The following is a 13,210-nucleotide window of genomic DNA, read 5'->3' on the forward strand; positions in this document are numbered from 1 at the left end:
AAAGTAAAAAAGATTGAAAAGATGATTGCAGTCAACTCTTTTCAATCTTTTTCTTTTGGATAGTATGCCATCAGTATTTTTCTAATTTCTTCGCTTCTTTTTTACCTTTTTCAGCGATATGGAGGAAATAAATAGACCAAGCAAGGAAAAATAAGGGAATAATGCCACTTCTAAACAATGCGAATGGGGTTTCAAAGAGAAAACCAAACCAAAAACTGGTACCAGTTCGTTCCCATAGTCCTGGAGTTAGGTACCAGGATTTAGGATTCCAAAGTGTGTATCCATTTTGGAGTCCAACTTGGTAATGGATAAAAAATAAAGTCAGAAATAATCCGAAATAGGAGTAGGCATAATTTTGGTAGCGTGAATAGAATGCTTTTTTCGATTCGGTATCAGAAAAAATTTCTGTGCTTGAAGTTTCGATTGTTTGTTGAAAATAATGGATGCCACATCTACGACTACCTTGTATAGGTTGCCAACCACAGTCTTCAAATAGAGAGAGGTAATTTGAATATTCTCCTTTTGCAATATGTTCATGAAAATCAAGGCGTACGGGATGAGGGGTTCGACTACATTTTTCAAAATGATAGGTTGCTGTCCACGGAGTTACTTTGACAAGCTGATAACCTTCGGATTGAATCGAATTGATCCAATGTTCTTCCTCTTGTAAACTGGTGAATAATTTGTGTCTTATCATGGCTTCCTCCTTAAAAACCTAATTCTTTGGCAATATGATGTAGTTTTTGAATACGCTGTGTTTCCAGTTTAATAATCTCTTGGCCCGTTGCTGTTACTTGATAGACTTTTCTTCTTTTATCGGAACTTGGAACAGAACAAATCCATTTTAGTTTCAAAAGATTCTCAATCGCTCCATACATGGTTCCTGCAGCGATTTTCACATCACCATCACTCATATCCTCTACTTTTTGCATGATATGGTAGCCATGGGCAGGTTCCAAGAGGGCTAATAGAATATAGTAGGTTGTCTCCGTTAAGGGGAGATGCTTGTTCCTTTTCATTTGGTTTCTCCTATGTAGTTCAAATGTATAGTTGTACTATATATTATATATCGGGAAACTATACATGTCAACTGTATAGTGAAGAAGATTTTAAAAATCTTCTCAATCCTTGCCATTTATGGTATAATAAAGCGATTTTATAAAATGTAGGAGGTTCCCCATGGGACGTAAATGGGCCAATATTGTAGCCAAGAAAACCGCAAAAGACGGTGCTAACTCAAAAGTTTACGCCAAATTTGGTGTTGAAATCTATGTAGCAGCGAAAAAGGGTGACCCAGATCCAGAAACAAACTCAGCGCTGAAATTTGTTATCGACCGTGCTAAGCAAGCGCAGGTTCCAAAACACATCATTGACAAGGCCATTGACAAGGCAAAAGGAAACACAGACGAAACCTTCGTGGAAGGTCGTTACGAAGGCTTTGGACCAAATGGTTCTATGATTATCGTTGATACTTTGACATCAAACGTAAACCGTACGGCAGCTAACGTGCGTTCTGCTTTTGGTAAAAACGGCGGTAACATGGGTGCATCTGGTTCTGTATCATTCATGTTTGATAAAAAAGGTGTGGTTGTCTTTGCTGGTGATGATGCAGATGCGATCTTCGAATTGCTCCTTGAAGCAGATGTCGAAGTGGATGACGTAGAAGCAGAAGACGGCACAATCACTGTCTATACAGCTCCAACTGATTTGCACAAGGCAATCGTGGCACTTAAAGAATCAGGAATCCAAGAGTTCAACGTCACTGAACTTGAAATGATCCCACAATCAGAAGTATCACTTGAAGGCGATGACCTCGCAACATTTGAAAAACTCTACGATGCCCTAGAAGACGACGAAGACGTCCAAAAAATCTACACAAATGTAGATGGGTTTTAATATAAAAAAAAGTGCTACGTAGCACGTTTTTTTATATTAAAAGGTTGGAGATTGGAATCGTCGGTAGACGATTCTCATTGTACGTGGGACGTCCTAGAAGGTTGGAGATTGGAACTGCCGTGCCGGCAGGCAGTTTTCTTTATACTCAAAAGTCCGGGGGACAGTCATTTTTATTAAAAGGTTGGAGATTGGAATCGTCGGTAGACGATTCTCATTGTACGTGGGATGTCCTAGAAGGTTGGAGATTGGAACTGCCGTTAGGCAGTTTTCTTTGTATCCAATTGCTCAAAGACGATAGTTGGTTGGAACTAGAGAAGTGGGGATATTTTAGCTTAAGTTTGAATAAGGTACGATGGAAAAATTTGCGGAGTTTTCGGTGGCTGATAGTAGAGTGCTTGATAGATGAGGTATAAGGAAAAACTATAGCCAGGCTTTGGAAATATCTATTTGAATGGTCACGGGTTTTCTGTTATCATAGAACGGTAATAAGATTAGGAGAATGTATGTCAAATAATTTACTTGTTTTACAATCAGATTTTGGTTTAGTTGATGGTGCAGTTTCAGCGATGATTGGTGTTGCTCTCCAAGAATCGAGAGATTTAGTTGTTCACCATCTAACTCATGATATTACTCCGTACAATATCTTTGAGGGTTCATATCGCCTCTTTCAAACGGTCGAATACTGGCCGGAGGGAACAACATTTGTTTCGGTTGTCGATCCGGGAGTTGGTTCAAAACGTAAGAGTGTAGTAGCTTTGACCGAACAAAATCACTACATTGTAACGCCAGATAATGGGACGCTATCCTTCATCAAAAAATATGTGGGGATAAAGGCGGTTCGAGAAATTTCAGAGGTGGCCAATCGCCGTGCCAATACAGAACATTCGTACACCTTCCATGGTCGAGATGTTTATGCCTATACGGGAGCTAAATTGGCTTCTGGACACATTAGCTTTGAAGAAGTTGGTCCAGAATTAAGCGTGGATAAGATTGTGGAAATTCCAACAGTCCCAACGGAAGTTGGTTCGGACTATGTAAAAGGTGCAATTGATATTCTGGATGTTCGATTTGGCTCGCTTTGGACCTCGATTACGAGGGAAGAATTTTACACCTTGCAACCGCAGTTTGAAGATCGCTTTGAAGTGACCATATACAATAACGACATGCTTGTGTATCAAAACCAAGTAACCTATGGCAAGTCCTTTGCGGATGTACGTATCGGACAGCCATTGATTTATATCAATTCCCTCTATCGTGTAGGTGTTGCGATTAATCAGGGCTCATTTGCCAAGGCTTATAATGTCGGTGTAGGTCAAAACTGGCATATTGAAATCAAACGTATTAGTAATTAAAGAAATTTTAGGAGATAGTTATGAAAAATAATTCAATCAAAACAGTCGTTGCTACTGGTATCGGCGCAGCCCTCTTTGTGGTTATTGGTCATTTAATCAATATTCCAACCTTTGTCCCAAATACTTCTATCCAGCTTCAATACGCTGTTCAATCGCTATTGGCAGTTGTATTTGGTCCTGTGGTTGGCTTCTTGGTCGGTTTCATTGGGCACACGCTTAAGGATTCGTTGACTTACGGTCCATGGTGGTCATGGATTTTGGCATCAGGGGTCTTTGGTTTGGTTGTTGGTCTTACCAAAAAACGTCTGCGTATTCAAGAAGGGATTTTTGAAGGGAAGGATATTCTTTTCTTTAACCTTGTTCAGATTGCGGCGAATGTGCTTGCTTGGGGAGTCATTGCCCCAGTTTTAGATATTCTTATCTATAGTGAGGCGGCGAATAAGGTCTTTGCACAGGGACTTGTAGCAGGTATTGCAAACAGTATTACAATTGCTATTGCAGGGACACTCCTTTTGGTTGTTTATGCAAAATCTCAAACGAAGACAGGTAGTTTGTCTAAAGATTAAGTTTTTATTTTCCCTAGAAAAAATTCTAGGGTTTTTTCAATACCAAAAAATACATATATGATATAATAATATAAAACAAACAAAAACATGTGTTCAAGGGGAGAAGTATGGTCTGGACAGAAGAAAAGTTGGGACCGATTATTCATTCTATACTCAATCCTGACGAGGAAGTTTTAAGTCTTTATCAATCGAAAACGACGAAATCAATTTATGGATGTATTCTTTGGAATAATTATTATTATAAGGTTTTTCGAGTTAGTAACCACCCATCACAATCTACATATAAACAGCCGACTTTTTATGATTTCCATGGCGAATTTTATATGAAAGGAGCGATTCGGACCTACCTTTATCACACGAACAGTTGGTATGAACTTAGTAAACAAGGCTATTACCTTCTTCTCTTTTTTCAAAAGTTATGGGATGAAAAGCAAGAGGTGGAGGCGAGTTGGCAAAATGGTAGGATGCAGATTCGCTTAGTGGTTGAAGAAGAGGGGTGGCAAGTTCATTACCGTTTTCCAGATAATCAGGCAAGGGAGGTTGAACGCTTATTGGGCTCAGGCATGCTGGTGGCCATTCGCTCCTCCAGAAATTTTATCAAGATACGGACGAGTCGTTTTGTTGCACCGTATATAGCTCTAATCAAACAGCGTCAACTTTATCGAAAAAAGCCGAGTAAAGCTATGCTCCAGTGGGAAAAATACCAAAGTCAACTTATTGAAATCCAAAGGACCTATCGGCTAGTGGAGGAAAGTGCTCCGCAAACTTTTTTTGGACACTGGTTGAATAAGGTCCAACTCTATCTCTGCTCTGCCATTGCCAGCTATTGGGAAGAAGTTATTAAAGGAGTGGAGTGGCAGGAGGCAAGAGAAATCAAAGAGCAAAGGAAAGCCGAGAAGCCACATAATCCTATTGAAGATAAATGGAAGGAAAATATTGCTAGACGCCATAAGCGAAAAATGGACCAACTTATCGGACATGATACCTTGGAAAAACTCCGACAACTGAAAACAGAATTAGACGACTAAGAAGTTATAGCGAACCTTCAATAAATGCAGTAGCATGTCATTCATGTTACCGTATTTTTTTACATATAAGCACTGAACCTGCGAATACAGGTTCTAAATTTTCAGTTCAGATTTTTGTCTTTTGAGGGGCTAAACGATATAATACGTAAGGTATCATTTATTAGAAATGACAGAGTTTTATCATCTATTGCAAAGATTGAAAAGGAGACACTATGTCAAAAGATATTCGCGTTCTACTCTATTACAAGTATGTTCCAATTGAAAATGCCAAAGAATATGCTGCTGAGCATCTAGCTTTCTGTAAGTCTATCGGACTAAAAGGACGTATTTTGATTGCTGATGAGGGAATCAACGGTACTGTTTCTGGTGACTATGAAACAACTCAAAAGTACATGGACTACGTTCATGCAAACCCATTGTTCAGCGATTTGTGGTTTAAGATTGATGAAGAAAATGAGCAAGCTTTCAAGAAAATGTTTGTTCGTTATAAAAAAGAAATTGTTCACCTTGGTTTAGAAGACAACGACTTTGACAACGATATTGACCCACTCGTGACAACAGGTGCCTACCTATCACCAAAAGAGTTCAAAGAAGCTCTCTTGGACGAAGATACAGTTGTTTTGGATACACGCAATGACTATGAGTATGACCTTGGTCACTTCCGTGGTGCGATCCGTCCAGACATCCGCAACTTCCGTGAGTTGCCACAATGGGTCCGTGATAACAAAGAGAAATTCATGGACAAGCGCGTAGTTGTTTATTGTACTGGTGGTGTTCGCTGTGAAAAATTCTCAGGCTGGATGGTTCGTGAAGGCTACAAGGATGTCGGTCAGCTCCACGGTGGTATCGCAACCTATGGTAAAGACCCAGAAGTTCGTGGTGAATTGTGGGATGGGAAGATGTATGTCTTTGACGAGCGTATCGCGGTCGATGTTAACCATGTTAACCCAGTTGTCGTTGGTAAGGACTGGTTCGATGGCACACCATGTGAGCGCTATGTCAACTGTGGCAATCCATTCTGTAACCGTCGTATTTTGACATCAGAAGAGAATGAGCACAAGTATGTTCGTGGCTGTTCAGCTGAATGCCGTGCTCATGAGCGCAACCGTTACATCTCTGAAAACGGCTTGACTCGTCAAGAATGGGCAGAACGCTTGGAAGCGATTGGGGAAACTCTTACTCCAGCAAATGCTTAGTAATACCAAAATTGCATTGAAAAATCAGTGCAATTTTTTTGTGCAATCAGAATTCTTTATATTTTTTCAGTCCATTCTATACGAAGCCTATCAATTAGAAAAGAGAAGGAGATGAAGTCATTTTGGATGAACTTATCCCCTTCGAAAATCAACATTATCCGTTGTCAACTTGCCTTGATGAACTTCAGTTCTATCTTCGGCTTCGTTTCCTCGGTCACTTTTGATTTTCATTGAGTATTAGCAGTAGCAGACCTTGAATAGCTGGTCGGTTTTATGAAGCAATCGGTTTTGCAGTTGCGACGTTTGGAGATATTAAGTCTGCGACTTTGCCTAAGGGTGGCAACTTGATTTTGATGCAGGCAGATAGCTTTGCTCAACGCGTACCATTTCAGGTAGTAGCGAGTGGCAATGAAGTCTTGATTTCGCTTAATGTGGCGAGTAGGGAAGAAGTAGATAGAATTATCGAGCGTGTTGAAGCAAATGGCGGGCAAATTACAGGATGCCCGACAGATGCCCGTGGCTTTTATGGAGCAAGTTTTACGGACCTTGATGGTATCATTTTAATGTGATTGTGATGTAGGAAGTTAGAATTCATCTGCTCTAGAATCATAGATGAACTTATTTGAAAAGGGAGAAACTGATGATTCTTCCTTTTTTTCAGAGTCAATTTACGCTATAATAGTCCTATGAAAAAAATCATTGAGTTTAAAGATTTTACATTTAAATACCAAGCGCAACAGGAACCCACTTTAAAAGATATTCAGTTAACGATTTATCAGGGAGAGAAAGTTCTGATTATTGGCCCATCTGGTTCAGGAAAGTCGACGATTGGACAATGTCTTAATGGTATTATTCCCAATATTTACAAGGGAGAACATAGCGGAAGTTTACTATTGGATGGTCAGGAAGCATTTAATCTTTCAGTTTATGATAAGTCCTTGCTCGTATCAACGGTTCTCCAAGATACAGATGGTCAATTCATTGGCTTATCAGTTGCCGAGGACCTAGCTTTTGCTTTGGAAAACGACATGGAAAGCCAGGTGGTGATGAAGCAAAAAGTAGGAGATTGGGCAGAAAGACTGTCTTTGACCGATTTGCTGGCACATCGACCACAAGATTTATCTGGAGGTCAAAAGCAACGTGTCAGTCTGGGCGGAGTTCTTATTGATGAGAGTCCTATTTTGTTGTTTGATGAGCCACTTGCTAATTTAGACCCCAAATCGGGCCAAGATACGATTGATTTGATTGACCGTCTGCACAAGCAAGAAGGGACCACAACCATTATTATCGAACACCGTTTAGAGGACGTACTGTATCGTCAGGTGGACCGAGTTGTATTGATTAATGATGGTCGGATTTTGTTCAATGGAGGACCGGATGATTTATTACGTACCTCATTGTTACAGGAAAACGGCATCCGTGAACCCTTATATCTATCGACTCTTCGCGCCTTAGGATATCCGATTGCGCAGGCAGAACGCCTCTCTTCAGTTTGGGAAATTGATATTGAGGCTTTGAATATAGCATCCCTACCGACTCTACACTTTGAAAATGGAGAGAAAGAGGCTTTGTTAGAAGTCAAGCATCTTTATTTTTCCTATCCTAACAAACAAGTTCTTACAGACATTCAACTGACGATTCATAAGGGGGAACGTCTAGCTATTGTTGGAAAAAATGGTGCTGGGAAATCTACTTTAGCAAAGGTGCTTTGTGGTTTTATTCAGGGTGAGGGTGAGATTCTCTGGAAGGGGCAGTCAATCAAAGAAGATTCTGTCAAAGAGCGAGCAGAACGGATTGGTTATGTTCTTCAGAATCCCAACCAAATGATTAGCCAAACGATGATCTTTGATGAGGTTGCTCTTGGTTTGCGCATGCGAGGGGTGACAGAAGAAGAAATTGAACACCGAGTTCACCATATCTTGAAAGTATGTGGCCTGTATCCGTTTCGTAATTGGCCGATTTCGGCACTTTCCTATGGGCAGAAAAAACGGGTAACGATAGCATCTATCTTGGTTCTCAATCCAGAAATTATTTTGCTAGATGAGCCAACAGCAGGACAAGATCAACGACATTATCGGGAAATGATGGAGTTTTTGGATCAATTAAATGCTCAAGGGCACACCATTGTCATGATTACCCATGACATGCAACTCATGCTAGATTATTCAGATAGAGCTGTTGTTGTGGTGGATGGGCAGATTATTGAAGATGCCAGTCCAGCAGAAATTTTATCTGATGATACGGTGATTGAGCGAGCCAATTTAAAAGAAACATCAATTTTTCACTTGGCGGAGAGGGTGGGAGTTAATCCCTTAGAATTAACGACGTTTTATATGCAGGAAGAAAGGAGAGGAAGATGAGTCAACAAAAACTAATTGGTTACCATCCAGGAACTGGCTTGATTCATAGTTTATCGGCTGTCAGTAAATTACTCTTTTTTCTCATAGTTTCCATTCTTGCTATGATTACTTACGATACCCGCTTGATTCTTTTTATCGCAGTATTTTCTCTAGCCTTGTTTAAAATGTCAGGGATTCGTTATAAAGAAATCTCTCTTGTTTTAATTCTGACAATCATTTTTGCTGCAATGAATGCCCTGATGGTTCACTTGTTTGCACCACGGTATGGAGTGGAACTTTACGGAGCAGACACTCCCTTGCTATCAGGTCTGGGAGTTTATTCCTTGACGAGTCAGCAAGCATTTTATCTGGTGAATCTTCTCTTGAAGTATTTTTGTACAGTTCCTTTAGCGATTATCTTTCTCATGACCACTCATCCTAGCCAGTTTGCTTCCAGCTTGAATCAAATTGGGGTATCCTACAAAGTTGCTTACGCCGTCAGTTTGACCATGCGTTATATTCCAGATATTCAAGAAGAGTTTTATACGATTCGAATGTCTCAAGAAGCGCGTGGTTTGGAATTGTCTAAGAAAGGAAAATTGATGGATCGTATAAAAGGGAATCTATCCCTTGTCATTCCTCTGATTTTCAGCTCCTTGGAGAGGATTGATACGATTTCAACGGCTATGGAATTGCGACGTTTTGGAAAAAATAAAAAAAGAACATGGTATACCCAACAGCCTCTACAGAGAATAGATTACGCTGTCTTGCTATTTATTCTTGCTCTAGTAGTGGTGACAATCTATCTATTTTTTGTTAATCAGGGGCGATTCTATAATCCGTGGCGATGATTATTGAGTTTATTGGACTTATCAACCCTTTATCGTTGACATATAGGAAATATACTGTTACAGTAGGGAATGTAAATAAATTTAGAGTTTAAGTATCAGTTTCATCTTTTGTTTTTCCTCTTGATAAGTTTTACAAATAAATAAAAAGAGGTAACACAAATGGTACAAGGTACAGTTAAATGGTTTAATGCAGAAAAGGGATTTGGTTTTATTGCTCAAGAAAACGGTCCAGATGTATTTGCACACTTTTCTGAAATTCAGTCTAATGGTTTCAAATCGTTGGAAGATGGTCAAAAAGTGACATTTGAAGTGGAGCAAGGCCAACGTGGTCTTCAAGCAACCAATATTACAAAAATTGGATAATAAAAGAGCGGGTTTCTTAGTGAAACTCGCTCTTCTTATGTTTAAAGGGGTCTTTTATTTGGCATACCAGCTTTGCGTGGAAACTTATTTGGAGTTTCCTTTTTCTTTTCGACGATGGTCAATGTTCGAGGGTCGCCATTTGGAAGAGTATAGTCGTGGTTTTCGATGACTTTTGCGAAGAGGAGATTGAGTGCGTTTTTTGCTTGGGTCAATTCATCTTCTGCGCTGGACGCCTTAAGTGCGATTAATTTTCCGTGGAGCTTCAAATAAGGAATAGTCAATTCAGAAAGAATCTGCATGCGGGCAACTGCGCGTGCTGTGACAAGGTCAAATTGTGCACGGAAGTTCTTATCTTGTGCAAAGTCTTCTGCACGACCATGATAGAAATGAACACCTTCAAGCTCTAGTTCTTCGGCAAGCAAATGTAAAAAGTTAATTCGTTTATTAAGAGAATCAATGATGGTAACATCTAGTTGCGGAAAGATGATCTTCATAGGTAGGCTAGGAAATCCAGCTCCAGCTCCAATATCTAAAAGCCGAAGAGGTTCGTTCTGAATATGGCCTTGCAGGAGTGGAGCGATAGAATCGTAGAAATGCTTCAGATAGACTTCGCTTTCCTCGGTAATAGCTGTCAGATTGATTTTTTCATTCCATTCCACTAATAGTTGGAAATAGCGATGAAATTGGTGTTTTTGTTGGTCAGTTAATTGAATACCTTGGTCTGCCAAGGTTTTATAAAATACTTCAGGTTTCATAATCTTATCTTATCATAATTTAAGCAAAAGAAAAACCCAGAAGAGTCTGGGAATTTTCTTATTGACCATCTGTCTGTCCCGTTGCGGGATTGTTTCCTGTTGTTGCAGTTTCAGTTGAAGAAGTTGCAGTCTCGGTTGCAGTTCCAGATGATGTTTCGCTTGATGTTGTCGTCGCTTCGGTTGTTTCACTAGTTTCAGTCGAACTAGAAGAACTTGTACTAGAGCTAGTGTAAGTATTATAAGCATTGGAGAGTGAGCGACTACCTCTGAGATAGTAGTTGGAACCGTAACGTACGAGTCCGCTTGGCATCTCCCAATCGGTAGCTGTATAGTCCGAATGCATAAAGAGCATCATATTGTGGTAGACATCTGTTGCAATTCGCATGCTGTTATCAAGGATAGGAGTCATACGATTGGTATATCCGGTCCAAACAGCCATTGCGTACTGACTAGAATATCCAACGAAGTTTTCATCAGGAACGACCATGTAGCTATAATTTGCTTCTGGAATTGAAGCTAGAATAGTATCCGTTTCGCTATCGGTATAGTTTGATGTACCTGTTTTACCGGCCATAGGAACACCACTAACAGAAGCGTTTAATCCATAACCGTAAGACATAACAGCCTTCATCATGTCGGTCATCATGTAGGCTGTTTCGGCAGACATGACTTTGGTCCCTTTAGGAGCATATTCTGTTACTGTTCCATCACTAAAGACAATTTTATTGACATACTGTGGAGCGTAGTAAGTACCACCATTGGCAAAAGCAGCGTAGGCAGCAGCCATTTTTTCACTACTTGCTCCATACTTACTGCTAGTATCGGATGTATTACTTGAAATAGCATTAGAGTAATGAATATCTGGATAATTGATACCAACGCTATTCAAAAATTTCAAGGCATTTTCTAAGCCCGTAGCTTCCAATGCTTTAACGGCGGTAACATTTCGAGAATACTGAATGGCAGTCTTAACAGAGATATTACCGTAGTATTGTTTATCCCAGTTATTGACAGGAGTTGGTGTACCAGGATAGTTATAAGGACCGTCTAAGATTAAATCTGCTGTAGATGTATAAATGCCGTTTTCAAAAGCAGGAGCATAGTCTGTGATTGGCTTCATTGTAGAACCGAAGTCACGGTTGGTTTCAACGGCTTGGTTGGTACCAAATGAGACGTTTGTTTCTTGTTTACGACCCCCTAATTGCGCAACGACTTTACCATTAGAAACATCCACAACCGTTGAAGCTACCTGCAATAAATCATCTGGATAGCTGACATACATATCTGTATTGTAGATATTCCAAAGTTGCTGCTGGGCGGCAGGATCGACGTTCGTATAGACATCCATCCCTGTTGTCAGCAAGTTGTAACCTGTTTTTGCTTCAACTTCTTCAACGACTTGTTTCAGATAGTTGTCCATATAAGCAGGATAAGCAGCTGCATTAGATAGTGGTTGCAAACCATCTGTTACAGGTGTTAGAACAGCTTGTTCATACTGGGTATTATCAATGTACTTTTCTTCCAGCATCTCAGCCAATACCAAATCGCGACGTGCTTTTGCATCTTCTGGATTGGTATAAGGATCATATTGGTTTGGCGCTTGGGGCATTCCTGCTAAAAGAGCTAATTGAGGAAGAGTCAAATCTTTTAACTCTTTTCCATAAAAAGCAAGAGCAGCAGTCTTCATACCGTAATTACCGTTTGACATATACACCTTGTTGATGTAGTAGGTCAAAATCTCTTGTTTGGTATTGCGACGTTCCAATTGAGTAGCTAGCCAAGCCTCTTGAATTTTCCGTTTTAGATTTTGATCTTCTACGGATGTCGAGAAATAAGTCAGCTTGATAAACTGCTGGTCAAGTGTCGAGCCACCCTGCAAACGTCCTCCGCTCAAGTTATTAATCAGGGAACCTGCAATACGAATCACGTCAACTCCTCTATGATTGAAGAAACGTTGGTCTTCGATTGCGACAATCGCATTTACCAAGTCTGTTGGAATTTCTTCAGTCTTGGCACTCGAACGTTTTTCTGCTCCTAAATCTGCAATAAGATTTCCGTTCTTATCATAAATTTTACTTGACACAGTTGCTGTCAAAGATTCTTCTGTCAATTCTGGAGCGCTTTGGATGTAGTAAACAACCAATGCAGCTCCGGCCAGGCAGGCAATGATAGCCCCCGCAAGTAAAATATTTGCAGTGATTAGAAGAGCTTTTTTAATTGTTGTAGTTTTCAAAAGATTCACCACCTAATAGATTTTTTTCAACGATTTCCAGATATGGGATGCTGGGGAAACGCCCCATTTGAATCTCAAAGCCGTATTGTCGAATAAAGGTTAGAGGCATCGACTTACTACCCATGTCTACTTGATAAAATTCGATCAAATGAGTGGCTGGCAAGAGATAGGTTTCTTTTAATGTTGAAAAGTGAAGAAGGACAAAACAAATACCACCTTGTTTAACAACCTGTTTCATGTGTTCAATCTGATGCGCATGAAAATTTTTCATGGGCATGGATGCTTTTTGGCGTGTCTCTTTCGCTTCAAAATCAATATAATGTCTTTTAAAAACACCAGAGTAGTCTGTGGTAGATGCCTGTCGAAAGTATGCTTCGACAATCTTAGCACGGCTCCGTTTGGGGTAATCAACTTTTACAATTTGCACGGGAGTTGGCTTCTTGTGAATGACAGCAATATCGTGCGCAAGGTAATATTGATTGCTATCGTTGATAGCGGCCTCAAAAGACATTCCGCGATTAGCAAAGTTTACTCGCTGGGATGAAATAGGACTGGTTCTATTGATTTTTTTTGACACCTTATGAGGATAATTGACCATAGAACTCCTTCTTGATAAAATAATATCAGCATA

At 40.0% G+C, this 13,210-nt stretch carries 14 protein-coding genes; 9 read left to right on the forward strand and 5 right to left on the reverse strand.

Going from position 1 to position 13,210, the window contains the following annotated elements; all coding sequences use genetic code 11:
* Window positions 1–70: 70 nt before the first annotated feature.
* Both YYK_RS01915 and YYK_RS01920 read right to left on the reverse strand, forming a co-directional pair.
* Window positions 71–697 (reverse strand): DUF2812 domain-containing protein, encoded by a 627-nt coding sequence (locus YYK_RS01915; protein WP_011922666.1) that lies wholly within the window; start codon window positions 695–697, stop codon window positions 71–73.
* 10 nt (window positions 698–707) lie between these two features.
* Entirely contained in the window at window positions 708–1,019 is a 312-nt protein-coding gene (locus YYK_RS01920; RefSeq protein WP_004194196.1) for a PadR family transcriptional regulator, read from the reverse strand.
* 160 nt (window positions 1,020–1,179) lie between these two features.
* Between YYK_RS01920 and YYK_RS01925 the strand changes: the two genes are divergently transcribed.
* The 9 genes from YYK_RS01925 (at window position 1,180) to YYK_RS01970 (ending at window position 9,591) form a co-directional block, all read left to right on the forward strand.
* Entirely contained in the window at window positions 1,180–1,896 is a 717-nt protein-coding gene (locus YYK_RS01925; protein ID WP_004194195.1) for a YebC/PmpR family DNA-binding transcriptional regulator, read from the forward strand.
* A 503-nt stretch (window positions 1,897–2,399) separates the two neighbouring features.
* Window positions 2,400–3,248 carry an SAM hydrolase/SAM-dependent halogenase family protein gene (locus YYK_RS01935; RefSeq protein WP_004194192.1) on the forward strand — a complete coding sequence of 283 codons (849 nt, stop codon included), beginning with the start codon at window positions 2,400–2,402 and terminating at the stop codon, window positions 3,246–3,248.
* 20 nt (window positions 3,249–3,268) lie between these two features.
* The gene (locus YYK_RS01940) at window positions 3,269–3,814 is read left to right on the forward strand and encodes an ECF-type riboflavin transporter substrate-binding protein (RefSeq protein WP_011921974.1); all 546 of its coding nucleotides are present in this window, start codon (window positions 3,269–3,271) and stop codon (window positions 3,812–3,814) included.
* A gap of 107 nt (window positions 3,815–3,921) precedes the next feature.
* Window positions 3,922–4,842 (forward strand): hypothetical protein, encoded by a 921-nt coding sequence (locus YYK_RS01945; protein WP_012774980.1) that lies wholly within the window; start codon window positions 3,922–3,924, stop codon window positions 4,840–4,842.
* Between the two features lie 212 nt (window positions 4,843–5,054).
* Complete coding sequence (gene trhO, locus YYK_RS01950) at window positions 5,055–6,038, forward strand: oxygen-dependent tRNA uridine(34) hydroxylase TrhO (RefSeq protein WP_009909407.1); 984 nt, start codon at window positions 5,055–5,057, stop codon at window positions 6,036–6,038.
* Window positions 6,039–6,364: 326 nt separating this feature from the next.
* Window positions 6,365–6,607 (forward strand): VOC family protein, encoded by a 243-nt coding sequence (locus YYK_RS01955; protein ID WP_011921977.1) that lies wholly within the window; start codon window positions 6,365–6,367, stop codon window positions 6,605–6,607.
* A gap of 117 nt (window positions 6,608–6,724) precedes the next feature.
* A complete protein-coding gene (locus YYK_RS01960) occupies window positions 6,725–8,398 on the forward strand; it encodes an ABC transporter ATP-binding protein (protein ID WP_011921978.1) in 1,674 nt (557 codons plus the stop codon).
* Complete coding sequence (locus YYK_RS01965; protein ID WP_011921979.1) at window positions 8,395–9,228, forward strand: energy-coupling factor transporter transmembrane component T family protein; 834 nt, start codon at window positions 8,395–8,397, stop codon at window positions 9,226–9,228. The genes YYK_RS01960 and YYK_RS01965 overlap by 4 nt, the downstream gene beginning before the upstream one ends.
* 159 nt (window positions 9,229–9,387) lie before the next feature.
* Complete coding sequence (locus tag YYK_RS01970; RefSeq protein ID WP_004195223.1) at window positions 9,388–9,591, forward strand: cold-shock protein; 204 nt, start codon at window positions 9,388–9,390, stop codon at window positions 9,589–9,591.
* 41 nt (window positions 9,592–9,632) lie between these two features.
* Here YYK_RS01970 and rsmG read toward each other — a convergent pair whose 3' ends face one another.
* Genes rsmG through recU form a run of 3 tightly spaced genes read right to left on the reverse strand, consistent with a single transcriptional unit; the run spans window position 9,633 to window position 13,177 of the window.
* Window positions 9,633–10,346, reverse strand: a complete 714-nt coding sequence (gene rsmG, locus YYK_RS01975; protein ID WP_011921980.1) for a 16S rRNA (guanine(527)-N(7))-methyltransferase RsmG — start codon at window positions 10,344–10,346, stop codon at window positions 9,633–9,635.
* A gap of 58 nt (window positions 10,347–10,404) precedes the next feature.
* Window positions 10,405–12,579 carry a penicillin-binding protein PBP1A gene (gene pbp1a / locus YYK_RS01980; RefSeq protein ID WP_014636231.1) on the reverse strand — a complete coding sequence of 725 codons (2,175 nt, stop codon included), beginning with the start codon at window positions 12,577–12,579 and terminating at the stop codon, window positions 10,405–10,407.
* The gene (recU, locus tag YYK_RS01985; RefSeq protein ID WP_004194173.1) at window positions 12,560–13,177 is read right to left on the reverse strand and encodes a Holliday junction resolvase RecU; all 618 of its coding nucleotides are present in this window, start codon (window positions 13,175–13,177) and stop codon (window positions 12,560–12,562) included. The genes pbp1a and recU overlap by 20 nt, the downstream gene beginning before the upstream one ends.
* Window positions 13,178–13,210: the final 33 nt, after the last annotated feature.

Origin of the sequence: Streptococcus suis S735 (assembly GCF_000294495.1) — a bacterium.
In the GTDB taxonomy this organism is placed as follows: Bacteria; Bacillota; Bacilli; order Lactobacillales; family Streptococcaceae; genus Streptococcus; species Streptococcus suis.

Excerpts from the sequence above, each read along its gene's own strand:
- YYK_RS01915 (WP_011922666.1), bottom strand. The coding sequence starts at position 697 with ATGATAAGACACAAATTATTCACCAGTTTACAAGAGGAAGAACATTGG.
- YYK_RS01920 (WP_004194196.1), bottom strand. The coding sequence starts at position 1,019 with ATGAAAAGGAACAAGCATCTCCCCTTAACGGAGACAACCTACTATATT.
- YYK_RS01925 (WP_004194195.1), top strand. The coding sequence starts at position 1,180 with ATGGGACGTAAATGGGCCAATATTGTAGCCAAGAAAACCGCAAAAGAC.
- YYK_RS01935 (WP_004194192.1), top strand. The coding sequence starts at position 2,400 with ATGTCAAATAATTTACTTGTTTTACAATCAGATTTTGGTTTAGTTGAT.
- YYK_RS01940 (WP_011921974.1), top strand. The coding sequence starts at position 3,269 with ATGAAAAATAATTCAATCAAAACAGTCGTTGCTACTGGTATCGGCGCA.
- YYK_RS01945 (WP_012774980.1), top strand. The coding sequence starts at position 3,922 with ATGGTCTGGACAGAAGAAAAGTTGGGACCGATTATTCATTCTATACTC.
- trhO (WP_009909407.1), top strand. The coding sequence starts at position 5,055 with ATGTCAAAAGATATTCGCGTTCTACTCTATTACAAGTATGTTCCAATT.
- YYK_RS01960 (WP_011921978.1), top strand. The coding sequence starts at position 6,725 with ATGAAAAAAATCATTGAGTTTAAAGATTTTACATTTAAATACCAAGCG.
- YYK_RS01965 (WP_011921979.1), top strand. The coding sequence starts at position 8,395 with ATGAGTCAACAAAAACTAATTGGTTACCATCCAGGAACTGGCTTGATT.
- YYK_RS01970 (WP_004195223.1), top strand. The coding sequence starts at position 9,388 with ATGGTACAAGGTACAGTTAAATGGTTTAATGCAGAAAAGGGATTTGGT.
- rsmG (WP_011921980.1), bottom strand. The coding sequence starts at position 10,346 with ATGAAACCTGAAGTATTTTATAAAACCTTGGCAGACCAAGGTATTCAA.
- recU (WP_004194173.1), bottom strand. The coding sequence starts at position 13,177 with ATGGTCAATTATCCTCATAAGGTGTCAAAAAAAATCAATAGAACCAGT.